This is a genomic window from Agromyces lapidis, assembly GCF_009749405.1.
Classification (GTDB): Bacteria; Actinomycetota; Actinomycetes; order Actinomycetales; family Microbacteriaceae; genus Agromyces; species Agromyces lapidis.
Window position 1 is genome coordinate 269,088 of record NZ_WBIQ01000006.1, and the last position, 16,248, is coordinate 285,335.

Below are 16,248 nucleotides of genomic sequence, written 5' to 3' on the forward strand. Positions count from 1 at the left end.
CGCTGTGGAAGGATAGGAGTCATGCTCCGTTGGCTCACTGCCGGAGAGTCGCACGGGCCTGAGCTCGTCGCGATCCTCGAGGGTCTTCCCGCCGGTATCCCCGTCTCACTCGATTCCATCCGCGCCGATCTTGCGCGCCGCAAGCTCGGCTACGGCCGCGGGGCGCGCATGAAGTTCGAGCAGGACGAGCTGGCGATCTCGGGCGGCGTCCGCCACGGTCTGAGCCTCGGCAGCCCGATCGCCGTGCGCGTCGGCAACACCGAATGGCCGAAGTGGCAGGAGGTGATGAGCCCCGAGCCGATCGACGCCGAGCGCCTCGGTCGCGGGCGCGGTGCGCCGCTCACCCGACCCCGCCCCGGCCATGCCGACCTGGTCGGCATGCAGAAGTACGGCTTCGACGAGGCCCGCCCCGTGCTCGAGCGGGCGAGCGCCCGCGAGACGGCCGCCCGGGTCGCGCTCGGCGCGATCGCGAAGTCGTTCCTCGCCGAGCTCGGCATCCAGACGATCGCGCACACCCTCTCGATCGGCCCGGTGCGCGTGCCCGAGGGCGCCGCGCTGCCGTCGCCGTCCGACGTCGATGCGGTCGACGCCGATCCGCTGCGCTGCTTCGACGCCGAGACGAGCGCTCGCATGGTCGCCGAGGTCGACGACGCGCACAAGTCGGGCGACACGCTCGGCGGCGTCGTCGAGGTGCTCGCCTACGGCGTTCCGCCGGGCCTCGGCTCGCACGTGCACTGGGACCGCCGCCTCGACGCGCAGCTCGCCGCGGCGCTCATGGGAATCCAGGCCATCAAGGGCGTCGAGGTCGGTGACGGCTTCGAGACGACGCGCCGCCGCGGATCGGTCGCGCACGACGAGCTGCACACGGCCGACGGCCGGATCGTGCGCGCGAGCGATCGCGCGGGCGGCACCGAGGGCGGCATGTCGACCGGCACGGTGCTGCGGGTCCGCGCCGGAATGAAGCCCATCGCGACCGTGCCGCACGCGCTGCCCACGATCGACGTCGCCACCGGCGAGCCCGCAGCGGCCCACCATCAGCGTTCCGACGTGTGCGCGGTGCCCGCCGCGGGGGTCGTCGCCGAGGCGATGGTCGCCCTCACCCTCGCGAACGCCGTGCTCGAGAAGTTCGGCGGCGACTCGGTCGACGAGACGCGCCGCAACCTCGAGTCGTACCTCGCCGCGATCCCCGAGACCCTGCGCACCGCCGGGGCTCCGGGCGCGGCCGATGCACGTGTCTGACCAGCCCCGCATCGGGCTTCCCCTCGTGCTCGTCGGACCGATGGGGGCCGGCAAGTCGCGGGTCGGGCAGCGGCTCGCCGCCACGGCGGGCGCGCCGTTCATCGACACCGACGCCCGCATCGCCGAGCGCTACGGCGCCATCGACGAGATCTTCGCCCGTGAGGGCGAGGAGTACTTCCGCGTGATCGAACGCGAGGTGGTCGCCGAGGCGCTCCGCGAGGAGGCCGTCGTCTCGCTCGGGGGCGGCGCCGTGCTGCACGACGACACCCGTGACGACCTCGCCCGCCTCGCCGTCGTGTGGCTGCAGGTCTCGCGCGAGGCCGTCGCCCCGCGGCTCGCCGGCGGCAACCGGCCGCTCATCGCCGACGGCGGGCTCGACCGCTGGTCGGCCATTCTCGAGGCCCGGCGTCCGCTGTACGCGGCGGTCGCCGACCTCACCATCGACACCTCCCGGCGCTCGGTCGGTCGGATCGTCGACGACATCACCGAGCGCTTCGGAGGAGAACGATGACGGCAGGCGACGAGCGCACGGCGATCAGGGTCGGCGGCGAGTCGGGCTACGACGTGGTCGTGGGACGCGGTGTGCTCGCCGAGCTCGGCGACGCGCTGGGCGGCTCGGTGAAGAAGGTGCTGGTCGTGCACCCGGCGACGCTCGGCGCTCGTGCGGCCGCGCTCCGGGAGGCGCTCTCCGACCGCTTCGAGGTGCTGCTCGCCGAGGTGCCCGACGCCGAGGCCGGCAAGCGCGTCGAGGTCGCCGCATTCTGCTGGCAGGTGCTCGGCCAGGCCGACTTCACCCGCAGCGACGCCATCGTCGGCTTCGGCGGCGGCGCGATCACCGACCTCGCGGGCTTCGTCGCGGCGACCTGGTTGCGGGGCGTTCGCGTCGTGCAGGTGCCGACGACGGTGCTCGGCATGGTCGATGCGGCCGTCGGCGGCAAGACCGGCATCAACACCAACGAGGGCAAGAACCTCGTCGGCGTCTTCCACCCGCCGGCCGCCGTCCTCTGCGACCTCGACCTGCTCGACACCCTGCCGAAGAACGAGATCCTCGCCGGGTTCGCCGAGATCGTGAAGGCCGGGTTCATCCGCTATCCCGAGATCCTCGACATCGTCGAGGCCGACCCCGAGGTCGCGACCGATCCCGCGACGCCCGAGTTCCGCCGGGTCGTCGAGCTCGCGATCCAGATGAAGGCCGACGTGGTCTCCGAAGACCTCACCGAGCAGGGGCTCCGCGAGATCCTCAACTACGGTCACACCCTCGGCCACGCGGTCGAGCACGCCGAGCGCTACCAGTGGCGGCACGGCGCGGCCGTCGCCGTCGGCATGATGTTCGCCGCCGAGCTCGGCCGGCTCTCGGGCCGGCTCTCCGACGAGGTTGCCGATCGGCACCGCCGGGTCCTCGACCTGCTGAGCCTGCCGACCAGCTACCCCGCCGGCCGCTGGAACACGCTGCTCGCGACCATGCAGCGCGACAAGAAGTCGCGTGCCGGCCAGCTGCGGTTCATCGTGCTCGACGACCTCGCGAAGCCGACGGTCATGCTGGCGCCCGATCAGTCGCTGCTCTTCGCCGCCTACCAGGAGATCGGCTCGTGACCGAGCGCCGGCTGCTGCTCGTCAACGGCCCGAACCTCAACCTGCTCGGCACCCGAGAGCCAGAGATCTACGGCTCGCAGACGCTCGACGACGTCGAGCGCATCGTCGCGGATGCCGCGGCCGCACGCGGCTTCGAGGTGCGCGCCGTGCAGTCGAACCACGAGGGCGTGCTCCTCGACGCGATCCATGCGGCGCGTCTCGACTGCGCCGGCATCGTCATCAATCCGGGCGGGCTGACGCACACCTCGGTCGTGCTGCGCGACGCCCTCGCGGGGGTCGACCTGCCGGTCGCCGAGGTCCACATCTCGGATGTCTCGCAGCGCGAGCCCTTCCGTCACCACTCCTACGTCGCGGACGTCGCGGTCGTGCACGTCGCGGGGGAGGGCGTCGCGGGCTACGCGACCGCGGTCCGCCTGCTCCTCGACGTCGTCACGGGGCGCGCCGAGGGCTGAACTCGGGCGCGCGGCCTCACTCGCCGCGGGCGAACGCCAGGCTCTCCTCGACGATCGACACGACGATCTCGACCTCGGCCCCGTCGCGCGGGCCGTAGATCATGAACTCGGTGCCGAAGTCCTCGTACTGGTGGGGTTCGGCCCAGCCGAGTTCGGTCGGCCGTGCGCCGCGCGCGGCGGAGAGCACGAGATGCACGCTCGTGTCGTCGACGCCGTGCAGGTGCACCGGCTCGAGCCGGCCGTCTGGGAACAGTGAGGTCTCGGGCGCTCGCGCGACCTCGAGCCCGTCGAGGAAGACCGCGCGAGACGACTTCGGCGAGACCTGGCTGTGCCCCTCGACGACGCCGTCGAGGGCGAACACGCTCGCGACGAGGCGCCCCCACAGTTCGGGCGTCGCCCGCTGCTCGAGCTGGCGTTGCGGCCCCTCGGTCGAGACGGTCGGGCGGGGTCCGGGGCGCGGCGTGTCGATCACCACGACAGGCTCGGGCATCGCGGCCGGCGCGAGCGCGAGGCATCCGGGGCGCATTGGCGTGCCCGGAGCGCAGCGACTACACTCGATCGACTGAACTTTCTCGGGCCGATTCCGGCCGAGCCTCTTCGCAACTGAATGGATCGTATTCGCATGGCAAGCACCGCTGACATCAAGAACGGCGTCGTCCTCTCGATCGACGGCCAGCTCTGGAGCGTCATCGAGTTCCAGCACGTCAAGCCCGGCAAGGGCGGCGCGTTCGTGCGCACCAAGCTGAAGAACGTCGTCAGCGGCAAGACCGTCGACCGCACGTACAACGCCGGTGCGAAGATCGAGATCGAGAACGTCGATCGCCGCGACTTCACCTACCTGTACAACGACGGCGACGGCTTCGTGTTCATGGACGCGACCGACTACGACCAGATCACCGTCTCGTCGACCGTCGTCGGCGATGCCGCGAACTTCATGCTCGAGAACCAGGCCGTCACCATCGCCCTGAACAACGGCAACCCGCTGTACATCGACCTCCCGGCCTCGGTCGTGCTCGAGATCACCTACACCGAGCCCGGCCTCCAGGGCGACCGCTCGACCGGCGGAACCAAGCCCGCCACCGTCGAGACGGGCTACGAGATCCAGGTCCCGCTGTTCCTCGAGACGGGCACCAAGGTCAAGGTCGACACCCGCACGGGTGACTACCTCGGCCGCGTGAACGACTAGTGAGCGCCCGTACCAAGGCGCGCAAGCGCGCGCTCGACATGCTGTACTCGGCCGACATGCGCCAGGTACCGGTCGAGCAGATGCTCGTCGTCGAGGCGCAGAAGGCCGCCAACGAGCCCGAGCGGGCTGCGTCGTGGCTGTACGCGCGCGAGATCGTCGACGGCATCGTCGACCACCGCGCCGAGATCGACGAGCTCATCGAGACGAACTCCCGCGGCTGGACGCTCGAGCGCATGCCCGCGGTCGACCGCGCGCTGCTTCGCATCGGCGTCTGGGAGATCGTCTACAACGACGAGGTGCCCGACCCGGTCGCGATCTCCGAGGCCGTCGAGGCGGCGACCGTGCTGTCGACCGACGACTCGGCCGGCTTCGTGAACGGCCTGCTGGCCGCCATCTCGCACGCGAAGGCCTGATCGGCCCCGAAACTCCGACCGAACGCGGTCGATCCCGCTCACGCGGGGTCGGCCGCGTTCGTCGTGCGCGCCGTGCGAGCTCGACGACTTCACCGGGTCCGTCGTACGCGCGCCGACGGCGCACCCCGCACTCGGGGGGTTCGGCGTCCAATGCCCTGAGAGGGCGTTCGGGGGAGACCACGAGCCGGAATCAGCGGTCGCCATGGCGACCGGGGGCCGCCTCGCCGATGTGATGGATGTGCTGCCGCATCCGGCTGCCACTCCCACATCACTCCGTCAGAAAGGCATTACCATGTCCAGCACCGCTCTCGGCACCGGACGCGTCTCGACCGCTTCGGGTCTCGACTCCGTCCTCGAACGTGCGAACGCCGCACAGGCCGTCGTCCAGCGCTTCCTCGCCCGCATCGGCGTCCCGGCGCTCCGGGTCTCGCTCGGCCTCGTCTTCCTCGTGTTCGGCGCGCTCAAGTTCCTCCCGGGGGTCAGCCCCGTCGAGGAGCTCGTCATGCGCACCTGGAACGCGCTCTCGTTCGGCCTCGTCGACGGCTACGCCGCGATGGCGATCACCGGCTCGCTCGAGGTGTTCGTCGGCGTCGCGTTCATCACCGGCATCCTGCTGCGCGTCGGTCTCCTCGCCCTCGCCGCCACCTTCGTCGGCATCTTCTCGCCGCTCGTGTTCTTCGCGGGCGAGCTCTTCACGACCGCGGGCCCGACCCTGACCGCGCAGTACATCCTGAAGGACGTCGTGCTGGTCGCCGCAGCGGTGGTCGTCGCGGCCTCGGCGCTCACGCGTCCGATCGGCCGTCGTTGAGGTCGGTGGATGCCCCGGGGCCCGCGTCGTTCGCACGCCAGCCCCGGGGCATCCGCCGTTCTCGACCGCGCTCATCGGTTCGGCGGCCCCAGGCCGCGAGGACCGCGGCCACGAGGCCGAGCCCGATGAGGCTGCCGTGCGGCCAGTAGCCGAACAGCACGGTCGATCCCACGATAACCGGCAGGGTGGCGGCGAGCAGCAGACGCTCCCAGAGCGGCACGGTCCCGTCGCGAGGAGCCACGACGGCGACGGCCAGCGCCCACACTCCGATCGCGAGCAGCGCGAAGCCCTCGGCACCCCAGAGCAGATGCAGCGGGGCGTCGATCGGGTGGTTCGCGTACGAGAGCACGGTGATCGGCGCTGATGCCAGCACGATCCAGCCGAGCACGCGGCCGCTCCAGCCGAACGGCGTGAATGCGGGCCCGGTGGCGAACCAGATGAGCGCGAACGAGAGCGCGGCGGCGGCACCGAAGACCAGGTAGTCGTCGCGGAGGCCCATGGCGTGCAGCCCGGCGCGCAGGCCGTCGTACACGGGTGAGCCGTCGAGCGCGATCGACCAGGCGGGGGCGCCGGGGCCCGACCAGACCGCCTGCTGCGGGGGCAGGAGGAAGAACGCCCACGAGGCGGCGGCGAACGCCGAGACGACGGCCCACGGCCGGGAGGGGATCGTGCGCATGCACGAACCGTACCCGCAGGCGTCTCCGATGCGCCATGGGGCACGCGCGCTCCGCCGGCGCACCGCGCGCGGAGGAGGCGGGGCCGCTGGTAGACTCGTCGGAGTTGGCAACCTTTAAGGCCGTCCTGTGAGGCGGAGAAGGGAGTCGGTTGATGGCACGTGCTGTGCTCAGTCAGGCTGACATCCAGCGGGCGTTGACCCGCATCTCGCACGAGATCCTCGAATCCAATCGCGGTTCGAGCGATCTCGTCCTCCTCGGCATCCCGACGCGTGGCGTGATCCTCGCCCGTCGGATCGCCGAGACCATCGCCCGAATCGAACCCGATGCGCCCGCCGCGCTCGCCGGTGCGCTCGACGTCACGATGTACCGCGACGATCTCTCGCACACCCGGATGCGCACACCGGCGCCGACCGAAGTGCCGCCGGGCGGCATCGACGGCAAGACGGTCGTGCTCGTCGACGACGTGCTCTACTCGGGGCGCACCATCCGTGCCGCGTTCGACGCGCTCGCCGACCTCGGCCGCGCTCGCGCGGTGCGCCTCGCGGTGCTCGTCGACCGCGGTCACCGCGAGTTCCCGATCCGTGCCGACTTCGTCGGCAAGAACCTGCCGAGCTCGACGCGCGAACGCATCAACGTGCGGCTCGAGGAGATCGACGGCGACGACGCCGTCTCGATCGAGGATGTCCCGACGGCGGGTGGTGCGCGATGAAGCACCTCCTCGGCACTCGCGAACTCGACCGCGACGAGGCGATCGCGCTGCTCGACATCGCGGAGGACATGGCCGCGGTGCAGGACCGCGAGGTCAAGAAGCTCCCCACTCTCCGCGGCAAGACCGTCGTGAACCTCTTCTTCGAGGACTCGACGCGCACCCGCATCTCGTTCGAGGCCGCCGCGAAGCGCCTCTCGGCCGACGTCATCAACTTCAGCGCGAAGGGCTCGAGCGTCTCGAAGGGCGAGAGCCTGAAGGACACGGCGCAGACGCTGCAGGCGATGGGCGCCGACGGCGTCGTGATCCGCCACCACGCCTCCGGGGCTCCGCAGACCCTCGCGACGAGCGGCTGGATCGACGCCGGCGTCGTCAACGCCGGCGACGGCACCCACGAGCACCCCACGCAGGCGCTCCTCGACGCGTTCACCATCCGTCGGCGGCTGCACGGGGCATCCTCGCGCGGCCGCGGCCTCGACGGGGTGCACGTCGTGATCGTCGGGGACATCCTGCATTCGCGGGTCGCCCGATCGAACGTGTGGCTGCTCACGACCCTCGGCGCGAACGTCGAGCTCGTCGCACCGCCGACGCTCGTGCCGGTCGCGACGGGCGCCTGGCCCGCCGAGGTCGGCTACGACCTCGACGCGGCGCTCGACGGCGCACCCGACGTCGTCATGATGCTCCGCATCCAGGCGGAGCGCATGCACGCGGCGTTCTTCCCGAACAGCCGCGAATACGCACGCACCTGGGGCCTCGACGACGCCAGGTTCGATCGACTGCCCCCGACTACGATGGTCATGCACCCCGGGCCCATGAACCGCGGGCTCGAGATCTCGGCCCGCGCGGCGGATTCGCCGCGGTCCACGGTGCGAGAACAGGTCGCGAACGGAGTATCAGTGAGAATGGCCGCCCTCTACATGCTGCTGTCGGGCGAACGGGGTGAGAGCTGATGCCGATGCGTCACCTCATCACCGGTGCGACCCTCCCGAGCGGCGAGCGCGCCGACATCCTCATCGACGGCGGGGTCATCGCCGAGGTCGGCAGCATCTCGGGCGCCGCAGGCGCGACCGTGCACGATGCCGACGGACTCATCGCGCTGCCCGGGCTCGTCGACCTGCACACCCACCTCCGCGAACCCGGCTACGAGCAGAGCGAGACGGTGCTCACCGGCTCGCAGGCCGCCGCGGCCGGCGGCTTCACGGCGGTCTTCGCGATGGCGAACACCTTTCCCGTGGCCGACACCGCGGGCGTCGTCGAGCAGGAAGCGAGCCTCGGCCGCTCGGCCGGCTACGCCACGGTGCAGCCGATCGGCGCCGTCACCGTCGGTCTGAAGGGCTCGGAGCTCGCCGAACTCGGCGCGATGGCCCGCTCGCGTGCGAACGTGCGCGTCTTCAGCGACGACGGCTTCTGCGTCTCCGACCCGCTGCTCATGCGCCGCGCGCTCGAGTACGTGAAGGCCTTCGACGGCGTCATCGCCCAGCACGCGCAGGAACCGCGCCTCACCGAGGGTGCGCAGATGAACGAAGGCGCGCTCTCGGGCGAGCTCGGCCTCGCCGGATGGCCCGCGGTCGCGGAGGAGTCGATCATCGCGCGCGACGTGCTGCTCGCCGAGCACGTCGGCAGTCGCCTGCACGTGTGCCACGTGTCGACCGCCGGTTCGGTCGAGGTCATCCGCTGGGCGAAGGCCCGCGGCATCGACGTCACCGCCGAGGTCACCCCGCACCACCTGCTGCTCACCGAAGACCTCATCAGGGGATACGACCCCCGGTTCAAGGTCAACCCCCCGCTGCGCCGTGCCGAAGACACGCTGGCCCTGCGGGCCGCGCTCGCCGACGGCACCATCGACATCGTCGCCACCGACCACGCACCGCACCCGGTCGAGGCGAAGGAGAGCGAGTGGGATGCCGCGGCGAACGGGATGGTCGGCCTCGAATCCGCCCTCTCCGTGGTGCACGCCGCGGTCGTCGAGAACGGCCTGCTCGGGTGGAGCGACGTCGCGCGCGTGCTCTCGCAGGCGCCCGCGAGGATCGGCCGCCTGCGCGGTCAGGGCGAGGCGATCGCCGTCGGCGCGGCGCCCGAACTGACCCTCTACGACCCGAACGCCTCCGCGGTGTTCGACCTCGATCGGCTCGCCGGGCGCAGCACCAACTCGCCCTACCTCGGCCGCACCCTGCCGGGGCGGGTGGTCGCGACCTTCCACGCCGGATACGCGACCGCGCTCGACGGACGCGTGCGCCCGAGCGAGGAGATCGCAGAGCTCGCGATCGCGGCGAACGGGGGTGCGCATGGATAAGTGGATCGGCGCGCTCGTCGCGGTCGCCGTACTCGCGGTGGTCGCCTGGCTCATGGTGCGCTCGTGGCGCCGACGTGCGAAGCGCGACTCGGTGCTCTCGGCCTACCCGGTGCCCGCGGTGCGGGGCGAGATCGAGCTCGAGGCCGAAGTGCTCTACGTCGCCACCACGCCCGCGGGCGAGCCGCTCGAGCGGCTCGCCGTGCAGGGCCTCGCCTTCCGCGGCGCCGGACGCATCGAGGTGATGCCCGAGGGCGTCGCCCTCCGCATCGCCGGCGAACCGGTGAGCTTCATCCCCGCCGACCGGGTCGCGGGCGCCGAGACCGCGAGCTACGCGATCGACCGCGGCGTCGAACCCGAGGGCCTCATCGCCCTCAGCTGGATCGCCGCCACGAACGACGAGCCCGAGGGCGCGGCGCCCCGGGTCGACAGCTACCTCCGAGCCCGGTATCCGGGCGACCAGGCCCGCATCCTCCGGGCCATCCACGACATCGCCGCGGCGCCAGCCGCACCGCGGCCGGAACAACACGAGAGCGAGGCCTCGGATGACTGAGACCACCACACCTGCGGGCGAGCCGCTCGGCACGCCCGAGACCGCCGCAGCGCCCGACACCGCCGCGGCGCCCGAGGCGGTCGCGACGACCGGCTTCGGCCTGGCGGGCGAACCCGCCGTGCTCGTCCTCGAAGACGGAACGCGCTACGAGGGGCGCGCCTACGGCGCGCGGGGGCGCACGGTCGGCGAGGCCGTCTTCGCGACCGGCATGACGGGCTACCAGGAGACGCTCACCGATCCGTCGTACGCCGGCCAGATCGTCATGATGACGGCGCCGCACATCGGCAACACGGGCATGAACGACGACGACGAGGAGTCGAACCGCATCTGGGTGGCGGGCTTCATCGTGCGCGACCCCTCGCGCGTCGTCTCGAACTTCCGTGCGCAGCGCAGCCTCGACGACGACCTCGTCGCCTCGGGCGTCGTCGGCATCTCGGGCATCGACACCCGCGCGCTCACGCGTCACCTCCGCTCGGCGGGCGCCATGCGCGCCGGCATCTTCTCGGGCGACGACGCCGCACTGAGCTCCGGCGAGCAGCTCGCCGTCGTGCAGTCGGGCGCGCAGATGGCCGGACAGAACCTCTCGGGCGCCGTCTCGACCGTCGAGCCCTACTCGCTGCCCGCGACGGGTGAGCGCGTCGGCTCGGTGGCCGTGCTCGACCTCGGGGTCAAGACCTCGACGCTGAACTACCTCGCCGAGCGCGGCTTCGACGTGCAGGTGCTCCCGCAGACCACGACCGCCGACGAGGTGCTCGCACTCCGCCCCGACGCGCTGTTCTTCTCGAACGGTCCGGGCGACCCCGCTGCATCCGACCAGCACGTCGAGATCCTCCGCACCGCCCTCCGCGCCGGCGTGCCCTACTTCGGCATCTGCTTCGGCAACCAGCTGCTCGGTCGAGCGCTCGGTTTCGGCACCTACAAGCTGCCGTTCGGGCACCGCGGCATCAACCAGCCCGTGCTCGACCGTGCGACCGGGCGCGTCGAGATCACCGCGCACAACCACGGCTTCGCCGTCGACGCGCCGACCGACCGCATCAGCGAGTCGAGCGAGGGCTTCGGCCGCGTCGAGGTGAGCCACGTCGGCCTCAACGACAACGTCGTCGAGGGACTCAACTGCCTCGACATCCGCGCGTTCAGCGTGCAGTACCACCCCGAGTCGGCCGCCGGCCCGCACGACGCCAACTACCTCTTCGACCGGTTCCGCGACATGGTCATCGCGAGCAAGGAGAACGGCAACTAATGCCCAAGCGCGACGACATCAATTCCGTCCTGGTCATCGGCTCCGGGCCGATCGTCATCGGCCAGGCGGCCGAGTTCGACTACTCGGGCACGCAGGCCTGCCGCGTGCTGCGGGCCGAGGGCGTCCGGGTCATCCTCGTGAACCCGAACCCGGCCACGATCATGACCGATCCCGACTTCGCCGATGCGACGTACATCGAGCCGATCACGCCCGAGATCATCGAGAAGATCATCATCAAGGAGCGCCCCGACGCGGTGCTGCCGACCCTCGGCGGCCAGACCGCCCTCAACGCCGCGATCGCGCTGCACGATGCCGGCATCCTCGAGAAGCACGGCGTCGAGCTCATCGGCGCGAAGGTCGACGCGATCCGCAAGGGCGAAGACCGGCAGCTCTTCAAGGAGCTCGTCGTCGAGTGCGGCGCCGACGTCGCCCGCTCGCACATCGCGCACACGATGGACGAGGTGCTGGCCGCGGCCGAAGACCTCGGCTACCCGCTCGTGGTGCGCCCCTCGTTCACGATGGGCGGACTCGGCTCGGGCTTCGCGTACGACGAGACCGACCTCCGTCGCATCGCGGGGGCCGGCCTGCACGACTCGCCGACCACCGAGGTGCTCCTCGAGGAGTCCATCCTCGGTTGGAAGGAGTACGAGCTCGAGCTCATGCGCGACACGCACGACAACACCGTCGTCGTGTGCTCGATCGAGAACGTCGACCCCGTCGGCGTGCACACGGGCGACTCGATCACCGTCGCACCCGCCCTCACGCTGACCGACCGCGAGTTCCAGAACCTCCGCGACATCGGCATCGACATCATCCGCGCAGTCGGCGTCGACACCGGCGGCTGCAACATCCAGTTCGCGATCGACCCGGTCGACGGCCGCGTCATCGTCATCGAGATGAACCCGCGCGTCTCCCGCTCGAGCGCGCTCGCCTCGAAGGCGACCGGCTTCCCGATCGCGAAGATCGCCGCGAAGCTCGCCATCGGCTACCGCCTCGACGAGATCCCCAACGACATCACCCGGGTGACGCCCGCGAGCTTCGAGCCGACGCTCGACTACGTCGTCGTCAAGGTGCCGCGCTTCGCGTTCGAGAAGTTCCCGGCCGCCGACCCGACCCTCACGACGACCATGAAATCGGTCGGCGAGGCGATGGCGATCGGCCGCAACTACGCGACCGCGCTGCAGAAGGCGCTCCGCTCGCTCGAGAAGCGAGGCTCGTCGTTCCACTGGGGCGAGGAGGCGCGCACCGTCGAGGAGCTCCTCGAGCAGGCGAAGGTGCCGACCGACGGCCGCATCGTGCTCGTGCAGCAGGCACTCCGCAAGGGCGCGACGATCGAGGAGGCCTTCGAGTCGACGAAGATCGACCCCTGGTTCCTCGACCAGATCGTGCTCATCAACGAGGTCGCCGCGCACGTCGCCGCGGCCGAGGCGCTCGACCACGACACGCTGCTGCTCGCGAAGGACCACGGGTTCTCCGACGCGCAGATCGCCGAGCTCCGGGGCTTCGGAAGCGAGGCCGACGCCCGCGAGGTGCGTCACATCCTCGGCATCCGCCCGGTGTACAAGACCGTCGACACGTGCGCGGGGGAGTTCCCTGCGCTCACGCCGTACCACTACTCGAGCTACGACCAGGAGACCGAGGTCGCTCCGAGCGATCGCCGCAAGGTCGTCATCCTCGGCTCGGGACCGAACCGCATCGGACAGGGTGTCGAGTTCGACTACTCCTGCGTGCACGCCTCGTTCGCGCTCTCGGCCGCCGGCTTCGAGACGATCATGATCAACTGCAACCCCGAGACGGTCTCGACCGACTACGACACGAGCGACCGGCTCTACTTCGAGCCGCTCACCCTCGAAGACGTGCTCGAGGTCATCCACGCCGAGTCGAAGTCGGGCGAGCTCGTCGGCGTCGTCGTGCAGCTCGGCGGCCAGACCGCACTCGGCCTGGCCAAGGGCCTCGAAGCCGCCGGCATCCCGATCCTCGGTACCACGCCCGAGGCGATCGACCTCGCCGAGGAACGCGGTCTCTTCTCCGGCATCCTCGACGCCGCCGGCCTCCTCGCGCCCAAGAACGGCACCGCCGTCGACCTCGCAGGCGCCGTGCACGTGGCCGAGGGCATCGGCTACCCGGTGCTCGTGCGCCCGAGCTACGTGCTCGGCGGCCGCGGCATGGAGATCATCTACGACACCGCCTCGCTCGCCGACTACTTCGTGCGCATCGAGGGCCAGGGCATCGTGGGCCCGAGCCACCCGCTGCTCGTCGACCGCTTCCTCGACGACGCGATCGAGATCGACGTCGACGCGCTCTACGACGGCACCGACCTCTACATCGGCGGCGTCATGGAGCACATCGAGGAGGCCGGCGTGCACTCGGGCGACTCGAGCTGCACCCTCCCGCCCGTGACGCTCGGCCGCGCCGAGGTCGACCGGGTCCGCGAGGCGACGCGGGCGATCGCCGAGGGCATCGGCGTGCGCGGGCTGCTCAACGTGCAGTTCGCGATCGGTGCCGGCGTGCTCTACGTGCTCGAAGCCAACCCGCGCGCGAGCCGCACCGTGCCGTTCGTCTCGAAGGCGCTGGGCATCCCGCTCGCGAAGGCCGCAAGCCGCATCATGGTGGGCGCGACGGTCGCCGAGCTCATCGCCGAGGGGATGCTGCCGGCATCCGACGGATCGCGCGTGCCGCTCGACGCCCCGGTCGCGGTGAAGGAGGCGGTGCTGCCGTTCCACCGCTTCCGCACCCGCGAGGGCATCATGGTCGACTCCGTGCTCGGCCCCGAGATGCGCTCGACCGGCGAGGTCATGGGCATCGACCGCGACTTCCCGCGCGCGTTCGCGAAGAGCCAGCTCGCCGCGTACGGCGGCATGCCCGAGACCGGCACGGTCTTCGTCTCGGTCTCCGACCGCGACAAGCGGGCGATCATCCTGCCGGTGCTGCGCCTGCAGCAGCTCGGCTACGAGATCACGGCGACCGAGGGCACCGCCGAGGTGCTGCGCCGCAACGGCATCCGCGCCCGCGAGGTGACGAAGTTCAGCGAGAAGCCGAACGACGACGCGATCTCGGTGGTCGAGCTCATCAACCGCGGCGAGGTCGACATCGTGGTGAACACGCCGAGCGGTCGCTCGGCGCGTGCCGACGGGTACGAGATCCGCGCCGCAGCGGTCGCCGCCGACATCCCGCTGTTCACGACGATCGCCGAGCTCTCGGCCGCCGTCGCGTCGCTCGACGTGAACGGCGACGGCTTCGAGGTCACGAGCCTGCAGGACTACCAGGCGAAGCGGGAGGCTTCAGCGTGAGCGTCGAACCGTTGCCGTTCGGCGAGCGGCTCGAAGCCGTCATCGCCGCGTACGGCCGACTGTGCGTCGGGGTCGACCCCCACGCGTCGCTGCTCGCATCGTGGGGCTACGACGACTCCGCCGCCGGCGTGCGCGAGTTCGGTCTGCGCACGATCGACGCCGCGGCGGGCCGCGCGGGCATCGTGAAGCCGCAGGTGGCGTTCTTCGAACGGCACGGCGCAGCCGGGTACGCCGCGCTCGAACGCGTGCTCGCCGAGGCCCGCGACGCGGGGCTCCTCGTGATCGCCGACGCGAAGCGCGGCGACATCGGCTCGAGCGTCGACGCCTACGGTGAGGCGTGGCTGCGGCCCGGTTCGTCGCTCGAGGCCGACGCCATGACGATCAGCGCGTATCAGGGCCTCGGCTCGATCGAGCAGGTCATGGTCGCGGCCGAACGCGCCGGCAAGGGCCTCTTCGTGCTCGCGGCGACCTCGAACCCCGAGGCGGCCGCCGTGCAGCGCGCGGTGCTGCAGCAGTCGAGCCGCGCCGGCTCGACGGTCGCGGGCGCGATCACCGCGGGCGTCGTCGCCTGGAATCAGGGTCGTGCGGATGCCGCGGAGCGCTCGCTCGGCTCCATCGGCGTCGTCATCGGTGCGACCGTCGACCTGCGTGCGGCGGGCCTCGACCGCGACGGCGAGCCGCCGCGTCCTGGGCTGCCGGTGCTCGCTCCGGGCTTCGGCCATCAGGGCGGTGAGCTCCGCGAGCTCCGTACGATCTACGGGGCGTACAGTTCCGGCGTCATCGTGAGCGAGTCGCGTTCGCTGCTCGCCGCCGGCCCCGACGGCCTCGCCGACGCCGTCGCCCGCCGGGTCGACGAGGTCGGGAGCGTCGATGTCTGACGCCCGCCCCACTGCATCCACCCCGCCCGAGGTCGACCGGGTCGCCGCGTCGCGCGCGGCGGTCGCCGCGCGACGCGCCCGCGCGAGCGTGAAGGCCGAGGTGGCCTCGGGTCGACGCAGCCCGCTCGACGTGCTGCGGGTCGCCTTCGAGGAGCCCGAGGGCGTGGAGGGCCGCCTGCGCGTCACCGAGTTCCTCACCTCGATCCCCGCGATCGGCGCCACGAAGTCGGCCCGCATCATGCAGGAGCTCGAGATCTCGACCTCGAAGCGACTCGGCGGTCTCGGCCGCCTGCAGCGCCGACGTCTGCGCGAGTTCATCGCCGAGTGGGTCGCCGCGCACGGCGGGACGGGCGATCGACTCGTCGTGCTCGCCGGTCCGACCGCGGTCGGCAAGGGCACGGTCGCGGGCTACATCCGACAGCACCACCCCGAGGTCAAGCTCTCGGTGTCGGCGACGACGCGCGCGCCGCGCCCCGGCGAGATCGAGGGCGAGAGCTACTACTTCGTCGACGACGCCGAGTTCGACCGCATGATCGAGGCGGGCGAACTGCTCGAGTGGGCGACCGTGCACAACGCCTCGCGCTACGGCACGCCGCGCGGTCCGGTCGAGGCCGCGATCGCCGCCGGGCAGAGCGTGCTGCTCGAGATCGACATCCAGGGCGCCCGCTCGGTGCGTCGTGCGATGCCCGACGCGACCCTCGTCTTCCTGCTCCCGCCCACGTGGGACGAGCTCGTGCGGCGCCTCGTCGGACGAGGCACCGAGACGGCCGCCGAACAGCAGCGCCGGCTCGAGACCGCGAAGGTCGAACTGGCTGCGGTCGACGAGTTCGACCACCAGGTCGTCAACCACGAAGTCGGCGAGGCGGCCCAGAAGGTCGTAGACTTGATGAGACCGCGCAAGGGTCGTCGTTGAGCCGTCGCGG

At 71.3% G+C, this 16,248-nt stretch carries 17 protein-coding genes; 15 read left to right on the forward strand and 2 right to left on the reverse strand.

Annotation, left to right across the window (positions count from 1 at the left end; all coding sequences use genetic code 11):
- Positions 1 to 21: 21 nt before the first annotated feature.
- From aroC to aroQ, 4 genes are read left to right on the forward strand one after another with little or no spacing between them, the layout of a single operon-like run.
- Positions 22 to 1,239, forward strand: a complete 1,218-nt coding sequence (aroC, locus tag GQQ93_RS10335; RefSeq protein WP_157424140.1) for a chorismate synthase — start codon at positions 22 to 24, stop codon at positions 1,237 to 1,239.
- On the forward strand, positions 1,232 to 1,750 hold the full coding sequence (locus tag GQQ93_RS10340) for a shikimate kinase (protein ID WP_246192270.1): 519 nt from the start codon (positions 1,232 to 1,234) through the stop codon (positions 1,748 to 1,750). The genes aroC and GQQ93_RS10340 overlap by 8 nt, the downstream gene beginning before the upstream one ends.
- Entirely contained in the window at positions 1,747 to 2,832 is a 1,086-nt protein-coding gene (aroB, locus tag GQQ93_RS10345) for a 3-dehydroquinate synthase (RefSeq protein ID WP_157424142.1), read from the forward strand. The genes GQQ93_RS10340 and aroB overlap by 4 nt, the downstream gene beginning before the upstream one ends.
- Positions 2,829 to 3,284 (forward strand): type II 3-dehydroquinate dehydratase, encoded by a 456-nt coding sequence (gene aroQ, locus GQQ93_RS10350; protein WP_157424143.1) that lies wholly within the window; start codon positions 2,829 to 2,831, stop codon positions 3,282 to 3,284. Before aroB ends, aroQ begins: the two co-directional genes overlap by 4 nt.
- Before the next feature lie 16 nt (positions 3,285 to 3,300).
- Here aroQ and GQQ93_RS10355 read toward each other — a convergent pair whose 3' ends face one another.
- Positions 3,301 to 3,756 carry a luciferase domain-containing protein gene (locus tag GQQ93_RS10355; RefSeq protein ID WP_246192271.1) on the reverse strand — a complete coding sequence of 152 codons (456 nt, stop codon included), beginning with the start codon at positions 3,754 to 3,756 and terminating at the stop codon, positions 3,301 to 3,303.
- A gap of 150 nt (positions 3,757 to 3,906) precedes the next feature.
- Here GQQ93_RS10355 and efp point away from each other — a divergent pair, with 150 nt between their 5' ends.
- The 3 genes from efp (at position 3,907) to GQQ93_RS10370 (ending at position 5,691) form a co-directional block, all read left to right on the forward strand.
- Positions 3,907 to 4,470, forward strand: coding sequence for an elongation factor P (gene efp, locus GQQ93_RS10360; protein ID WP_157424144.1), 564 nt, complete (start codon positions 3,907 to 3,909; stop codon positions 4,468 to 4,470).
- Positions 4,470 to 4,883, forward strand: coding sequence for a transcription antitermination factor NusB (nusB, locus tag GQQ93_RS10365; protein ID WP_022887995.1), 414 nt, complete (start codon positions 4,470 to 4,472; stop codon positions 4,881 to 4,883). The genes efp and nusB overlap by 1 nt, the downstream gene beginning before the upstream one ends.
- 292 nt (positions 4,884 to 5,175) lie before the next feature.
- Entirely contained in the window at positions 5,176 to 5,691 is a 516-nt protein-coding gene (locus GQQ93_RS10370) for a DoxX family membrane protein (RefSeq protein WP_157424145.1), read from the forward strand.
- Here the strand turns inward: GQQ93_RS10370 and GQQ93_RS10375 are convergent.
- Positions 5,666 to 6,367 carry a hypothetical protein gene (locus GQQ93_RS10375; protein ID WP_157424146.1) on the reverse strand — a complete coding sequence of 234 codons (702 nt, stop codon included), beginning with the start codon at positions 6,365 to 6,367 and terminating at the stop codon, positions 5,666 to 5,668. The genes GQQ93_RS10370 and GQQ93_RS10375 overlap by 26 nt on opposite strands.
- Before the next feature lie 149 nt (positions 6,368 to 6,516).
- On the opposite strand from GQQ93_RS10375, the gene pyrR reads away from it, so the two are divergent.
- From pyrR to gmk, 8 genes are read left to right on the forward strand one after another with little or no spacing between them, the layout of a single operon-like run.
- Positions 6,517 to 7,077, forward strand: coding sequence for a bifunctional pyr operon transcriptional regulator/uracil phosphoribosyltransferase PyrR (pyrR, locus tag GQQ93_RS10380; RefSeq protein WP_157424147.1), 561 nt, complete (start codon positions 6,517 to 6,519; stop codon positions 7,075 to 7,077).
- Positions 7,074 to 8,024, forward strand: a complete 951-nt coding sequence (locus tag GQQ93_RS10385; protein WP_157424148.1) for an aspartate carbamoyltransferase catalytic subunit — start codon at positions 7,074 to 7,076, stop codon at positions 8,022 to 8,024. Before pyrR ends, GQQ93_RS10385 begins: the two co-directional genes overlap by 4 nt.
- On the forward strand, positions 8,024 to 9,367 hold the full coding sequence (locus GQQ93_RS10390; RefSeq protein WP_157424149.1) for a dihydroorotase: 1,344 nt from the start codon (positions 8,024 to 8,026) through the stop codon (positions 9,365 to 9,367). Before GQQ93_RS10385 ends, GQQ93_RS10390 begins: the two co-directional genes overlap by 1 nt.
- Positions 9,360 to 9,917 carry a PH-like domain-containing protein gene (locus GQQ93_RS10395; RefSeq protein WP_157424150.1) on the forward strand — a complete coding sequence of 186 codons (558 nt, stop codon included), beginning with the start codon at positions 9,360 to 9,362 and terminating at the stop codon, positions 9,915 to 9,917. Before GQQ93_RS10390 ends, GQQ93_RS10395 begins: the two co-directional genes overlap by 8 nt.
- Positions 9,910 to 11,157 (forward strand): glutamine-hydrolyzing carbamoyl-phosphate synthase small subunit, encoded by a 1,248-nt coding sequence (gene carA / locus GQQ93_RS10400; RefSeq protein ID WP_212277308.1) that lies wholly within the window; start codon positions 9,910 to 9,912, stop codon positions 11,155 to 11,157. Before GQQ93_RS10395 ends, carA begins: the two co-directional genes overlap by 8 nt.
- Complete coding sequence (gene carB, locus GQQ93_RS10405; RefSeq protein WP_157424151.1) at positions 11,157 to 14,447, forward strand: carbamoyl-phosphate synthase large subunit; 3,291 nt, start codon at positions 11,157 to 11,159, stop codon at positions 14,445 to 14,447. The genes carA and carB overlap by 1 nt, the downstream gene beginning before the upstream one ends.
- On the forward strand, positions 14,444 to 15,325 hold the full coding sequence (pyrF, locus tag GQQ93_RS10410; protein WP_212277309.1) for an orotidine-5'-phosphate decarboxylase: 882 nt from the start codon (positions 14,444 to 14,446) through the stop codon (positions 15,323 to 15,325). The genes carB and pyrF overlap by 4 nt, the downstream gene beginning before the upstream one ends.
- Positions 15,318 to 16,238 carry a guanylate kinase gene (gmk, locus tag GQQ93_RS10415; protein ID WP_157424152.1) on the forward strand — a complete coding sequence of 307 codons (921 nt, stop codon included), beginning with the start codon at positions 15,318 to 15,320 and terminating at the stop codon, positions 16,236 to 16,238. Before pyrF ends, gmk begins: the two co-directional genes overlap by 8 nt.
- Positions 16,239 to 16,248: the final 10 nt, after the last annotated feature.